7 protein-coding genes are annotated in these 5,344 nt (G+C 35.6%); 3 read left to right on the forward strand and 4 right to left on the reverse strand.

Annotated features, from left to right (window positions below):
* A partial coding sequence (locus VFS71_RS05850; protein WP_326399931.1) for a peptidylprolyl isomerase occupies positions 1-725 on the forward strand: 725 nt, incomplete at its 5' end.
* 149 nt (positions 726-874) lie between these two features.
* Positions 875-1,210, forward strand: a complete 336-nt coding sequence (locus tag VFS71_RS05855) for a tRNA-binding protein (protein ID WP_326399933.1) — start codon at positions 875-877, stop codon at positions 1,208-1,210.
* Positions 1,211-1,244: 34 nt separating this feature from the next.
* Here the strand turns inward: VFS71_RS05855 and VFS71_RS05860 are convergent, their stop codons facing one another.
* From VFS71_RS05860 to VFS71_RS05870, 3 genes are all read right to left on the reverse strand, one after another.
* Positions 1,245-1,772: a YceI family protein gene (locus VFS71_RS05860; protein WP_326399935.1), complete on the reverse strand. Its 528-nt coding sequence runs from the start codon at positions 1,770-1,772 to the stop codon at positions 1,245-1,247.
* Positions 1,773-1,827: 55 nt separating this feature from the next.
* Positions 1,828-2,352: a dihydrofolate reductase family protein gene (locus VFS71_RS05865; RefSeq protein ID WP_326399936.1), complete on the reverse strand. Its 525-nt coding sequence runs from the start codon at positions 2,350-2,352 to the stop codon at positions 1,828-1,830.
* A gap of 148 nt (positions 2,353-2,500) precedes the next feature.
* Positions 2,501-2,902, reverse strand: coding sequence for a cupin domain-containing protein (locus VFS71_RS05870; protein ID WP_326399938.1), 402 nt, complete (start codon positions 2,900-2,902; stop codon positions 2,501-2,503).
* A 296-nt stretch (positions 2,903-3,198) separates the two neighbouring features.
* Here VFS71_RS05870 and VFS71_RS05875 point away from each other — a divergent pair, with 296 nt between their 5' ends.
* Positions 3,199-4,728 carry a SulP family inorganic anion transporter gene (locus tag VFS71_RS05875; RefSeq protein WP_326399941.1) on the forward strand — a complete coding sequence of 510 codons (1,530 nt, stop codon included), beginning with the start codon at positions 3,199-3,201 and terminating at the stop codon, positions 4,726-4,728.
* Positions 4,729-4,775: 47 nt separating this feature from the next.
* Here VFS71_RS05875 and VFS71_RS05880 read toward each other — a convergent pair.
* A partial coding sequence (locus VFS71_RS05880) for a sulfurtransferase (RefSeq protein WP_326399943.1) occupies positions 4,776-5,344 on the reverse strand: 569 nt, incomplete at its 5' end.

Here is a 5,344-nt window from a genome sequence, read left to right on the forward strand (position 1 = left end):
GTCCATTAGGAACTGGAACAGGAGATCCAGGATATAAATTTGATGATGAATTCCATAAAGATTTACGTCACAATGCACCAGGAGTTTTGTCTATGGCAAATTCAGGTCCGGGATCAAATGGTTCTCAATTTTTTATCACACATATTGCAACGCCATGGTTAGATGATAAACATACTGTTTTTGGTAATGTAGTAGAAGGACAAGATGTTGTTGATGCTATTGCTCAAGGAGATTCTTTGGAATCTGTTGAAATTATCAGAGTAGGTGAAGAAGCTCAAAAATGGAATGCTATTGAAGCTTTTGTTGGTTTAAAAGGAGCGCGTTTAAAAAAACAAGCAGCTTTGAAAGCAGAATCTGAAGCGAAAATGGAAACATTAGCTGCTGGTTTCGAAAAAACAGAAAGCGGTTTACGTTACCAATTCATCCAAAGAGGTTCTGGTAAAAAAGCAGAAAGTGGAAAAGCAGTAGCCGTTCACTACGAAGGTTCATTGGAAAACGGTAAAGTTTTTGATTCTTCTTATCCAAGAAAAAAACCAATTGAATTCAGATTGGGTCAAGGTCAAGTAATTGAAGGATGGGACGAAGGTATTGCTTTATTGCAAGTAGGAGATAAAGCTCGTTTCGTGATTCCATCTGATTTAGGATATGGACCAGCAGGAGCAGGTGGTGTTATCCCTCCAAATGCTATCTTGATTTTCGACGTTGAATTAATGGAAGTAAAATAATAAGTAGTGATCAGTAGTTATTGATCAGCGATTATAGAATAAATTGAAATCCCAAAACTTTCGTTTTGGGATTTTTTTGTTCTTAAATGATGGGTTTCATAATTATAGAACTTAGTATCTTAGCAACTCAGTATCTTAAAAAACAAACTATGGATTTAACTTGGTCAGAATTTGAAAGAGTAGAAATGCGAGTGGGAACAATACTAGAAGTCAATGATTTTCCCGAAGCGAGAAAACCTGCATTCCAACTAACTATTGATTTTGGAAGTGTTATTGGAATTAGGAAAACATCGGCACAAATCACCAAAAGATATACTAAAGAAGTTCTGACGGGAAGACAAATCGTAGCAGTGGTCAATTTTCCCAAAAAGCAAATCGGAAAGTTCATGAGTGAATGTTTGGTGCTGGGAGCAGTAGGCGAGGAGGGAGATGTAATTTTAGTGGCCCCTGATTTCGAAATAGAAAATGGGTTGCGAATAGGTTAGTATTATCGACTATTGTTAGATCTTGCATTCTATACTATTTCTTCAGTAATTCAATATTGGCATTTATCTTTACTTCTTCGCTAACCAAAAAACCGCCAGTTTCTATTGCTGCATTCCATACCAATCCAAAATCTCTTCGATTTATTTTTCCTTTCAATTTTAAACCTGCTTTTGTATTCCCCCAGGGATCAATATTGGTACCACCATATTTTATTTCCAAAATAGTTGGTTTTGTGATTTCTTTGATAGTTAGTTTACCGATTAATTCAAAAGTTGCATCACCTATTCTTTTGAATTTAGTGGAGTGAAAAGTGATTTTTGGAAATTTTTCCGCATCGAAGAAATCTGCGCTTTTTAAGTGAGCATCTCTTTTTTGATCATTGGTATTAATGGAATCAACATTTGCGGTAAAATAAAATTCCGTATTTTCAAAATCTTCTTCTGCTTCAGCTGTTCCAGTTATTTTATCAAATCGTCCTGTTAGAGTAGCAATTTCAAGATGTTTAATTTTGAAATACACTTCTGAATGTGTGGGGTCAATTTCCCATTTTATATTTTCCATGATTCTGTTTTTTGATTTATTGATATTATCAATAGTTCTATTTGTAAATTGTTTTTTATATTCTTTCGTAATGACTCTTTACCAAGCCATTTGAATAGACCTTGGTTTGTATGTGTTTAAAAGAGAGGTCTTTGTAAAGCGGTCCAAATAAAGGAATACCTTTTCCTATAAGTACAGGAACTCTTGTAATTATGAGTTCATTAAGTAAATTTTCTTTAAGAAAGCTTTGTATCACTTTTCCACCGTCAACATAGATATTAGAATATCCTTCGTTAGAAAGATAATGCAGTAACTCTTTTGGCTCCATCGAGAGAAGTGTAACTTTTTCTTTTAGATTATTTGGTATTTCTTTTATTTGTGTACTTAATACAAAAACTTTTTGTTGATAGAACCAAGTGGGAAAAGTGAGTACTTTTTCAAAAGTGCCTCTACCGATTACTATAGCATCAATCTCGTTGATAAATTCGGTGTAGCTTTGGTTGATTTCTTGATTTTCAAATTGTGTAAGCCAATCAATTTCTCCATCTTTCCTGGCAATAAATCCGTCTAGACTAGTTCCTATGTATGCTGTTGTTTTCATTTATTGTTATCGAAAAGGCCTCAGAAATTTCACAAATTGACACAAATAAAAGTCATAAGATCAGGATTTTTACTTGTGTCAATTTGTTGTTATTGTTTTATACAGTTCTTTCTTGAACGGGCAACAAGAAAATAGCTAATTTGTAGCCTTATTTCTTCTTGTTTTTAGACTCTTGATAAGGATGTTCCTTTAGTTCTACCAATAGAAATCTTACTGTTGTGGCGCCAGTATTTTCTGTTACATGTGGGCGTTCTGGTGCACTGACCCCAGACGCTCCAGGTTTAAGGTCGAATGATTCATTCTTACCATCTTTGTAGTGAACTGTTAATTTTCCGTCAGTAAGGGCATAAAAGAAATGAGCTGGGTGAGTATGCATATCGCTCTTTTCTCCTGGTTGAAGTATGACTTCGGTTGCTCGTAGGAAAGTTGTGTCCGCCAAAACATGATTCATTTTAGGGTTCACATTTTTCCACTCCTGCGCCTTGACGCCAAATGATAATAGGAAGAGTATAAATATTCTTCCCAAGGCAATGGATAAATTTCTTTTCATGATTATCTTTCTTTAATTTTTAACAATTAAAACAACATAAAAACATCATGTAAAGTTAGTGATTTAAACTCATTTTTAAATGATTTTAAATATGTAAACAACTGTTATATAGTGTTTTAATAATTTTTTAATTTAAAAGAAAGAAAAATTTTATGTTAGAAATTTTGTTATTGCAAATAGGTTGGAAATGAAGTTCGAATTTGAGAAGAGATAAAGTTCAAGACGACAATTTTCGAGTTGCATTGAAGTTTAAAACTGTATTTTTGCACCTCTTAAAAAGCAAACCATTTCAATTTATGAAGCGTTATTTTAATTTATTCAACTTTAATCAAAAAGTAGATTATAAAATCGAAATTTTAGCAGGGCTTACTGTAGCGATGACAATGATTCCAGAATCGCTTTCTTTTGCTATACTTGCTGGTTTTCCTCCTTTGGTGGGTTTGTATGCTGCTTTTATAATGGGATTGGTGACAGCAATATTTGGAGGAAGACCTGGCTTAATTTCCGGTGGAGCAGGAGCAACTGTTATCGTTTTGATTGCCTTGATGAAATCGAATGGATTGGATTATGTATTTGCGGCTGTTGCTTTGGCGGGTGTTTTTCAGATTTTAGTGGGTTTGTTCAAACTGGGGAAATTCATTCGGTTGGTGCCACAACCCGTTATGTATGGTTTTGTAAACGGATTGGCAATTGTTATTTTTATGTCGCAAATAGAACAGTTTAAAACTGTTGTCAATGGTGAAACCGTTTGTCTTTCTGGGGACTCATTGTATATGATGTTGGGTTTGGTTGCTTTGACAATAGCCATTGTGATCGGTTTCCCAAAATTAACTAAAAAGATTCCGGCTTCCTTAGTGGCTATTTTTGTTGTTTTTATAGTCGTTCTGGTGTTGAATATTGATACAAAAACAGTAAAAGACATTGCCTCAGTTAGTGGTGGTTTTCCGCCATTTCATATCCCAAATATTCCTTTGAATTTTAACACATTACAGATTGTTCTTCCTTATGCCTTAGTTATGGCTGGAGTAGGATTGACTGAAGGATTGTTGACGTTGAATTTGGTTGATGAATTAACGGATACGAAAGGGAACAGCAACAGAGAATGTATTGCTCAAGGAAGTGCCAATATTCTAAATGGTTTTTTCTTCGGAATGGGAGGATGTCCGATGATTGCGCAAACACTAGTTAATGTGTCTGCGGGTTCGAGGGCGAGATTGTCTGGGATTATTGCTGCGATAACTATTTTGTTAATCATTTTGTTTGGGGCACCTGTCATCGAAAAATTGCCTATTGCTGCTTTGGTTGGGGTAATGATGATGGTGGCGATTGGGACTTTTGAATGGGCTAGTTTTCGAATCTTCAATAAAATGCCCAAACACGATATTTTTGTGCTGGTGACCGTAGCTTTGATAACAGTTGTTTTACATAACTTGGCATTGGCTGTATTAATTGGGGTGATTATATCTGCTTTGGTTTTTGCTTGGGAAAGTGCCAAAAGAATTCGTGCCAGAAAATACATTGACGAAAATGGAGTGAAACATTATGAGATATACGGTCCTCTTTTCTTTGGATCGACGACTACGTTTGCTGAGAAATTTGATGTTGCCAATGATCCAGATGAGGTTGTTATTGATTTTAAAGAAAGTAAAATTATGGACATGAGTGCCATTGATACCTTAAATAAAATTACGGAGCGATATGCTAATGTGAACAAAACGATTCGGTTACGTCATTTAAGTCTTAATTGCAGACAGTTGTTGCAAAACGCAGAAGCAGTTATTGACGTTAATATTCAGGAAGATCCAACTTATAAAGTGGTGGAATAATAAAAATTAAAAAGGGGATTCCAATATAGACGGAATCCCCCTATTTTTTATTTTTCAATAGGCAAATCAGTAGCATGTCCCCATTCGGTCCAAGACCCATCATAAACGGCTTTTGGATTGTCCGAAATCAACTCAGTGGCCAGTAAAACGATGCAGGCAGTAATTCCGGAACCGCAGGTGAAATATAAAGGCTGATCGTTCAGTTTTAGGATTTCTTTTAACTCCCCTGTCGATTTGAACTTTCCGTCTTGTTGCAAGTCAGTAAATGGAATATTTATGGAACCGGGAATATGTCCGCTTCTTAATCCGGCTCTCGGTTCTTCGTGAGTAGCGAGGAATCGATCCGCTGATCTGGAATCCATAAGAACAGCTTCTTTGGTTGCGATATTTTCCAGAATCTGCTCTTTGTTTTTGATTAATTCGGGCTGAAATTTGGCCACAAAATTTCCTTTCGGATAAGAAGTTGCTTGTTGTTCTTTTTCAGTTGGAAATCCTTCTTTTATCCATTCTGGAAGTCCGCCGTCTAACACAAAAACATTTGAATGGCCCATCGCTTTGAACATCCACCAGGCTCTTGGGCTGGAATAGATTCCAAAAGTGTCATAAACGACAATTG

This window comes from Flavobacterium sp. (assembly GCF_035760125.1).
In the GTDB taxonomy this organism is placed as follows: Bacteria; Bacteroidota; Bacteroidia; order Flavobacteriales; family Flavobacteriaceae; genus Flavobacterium.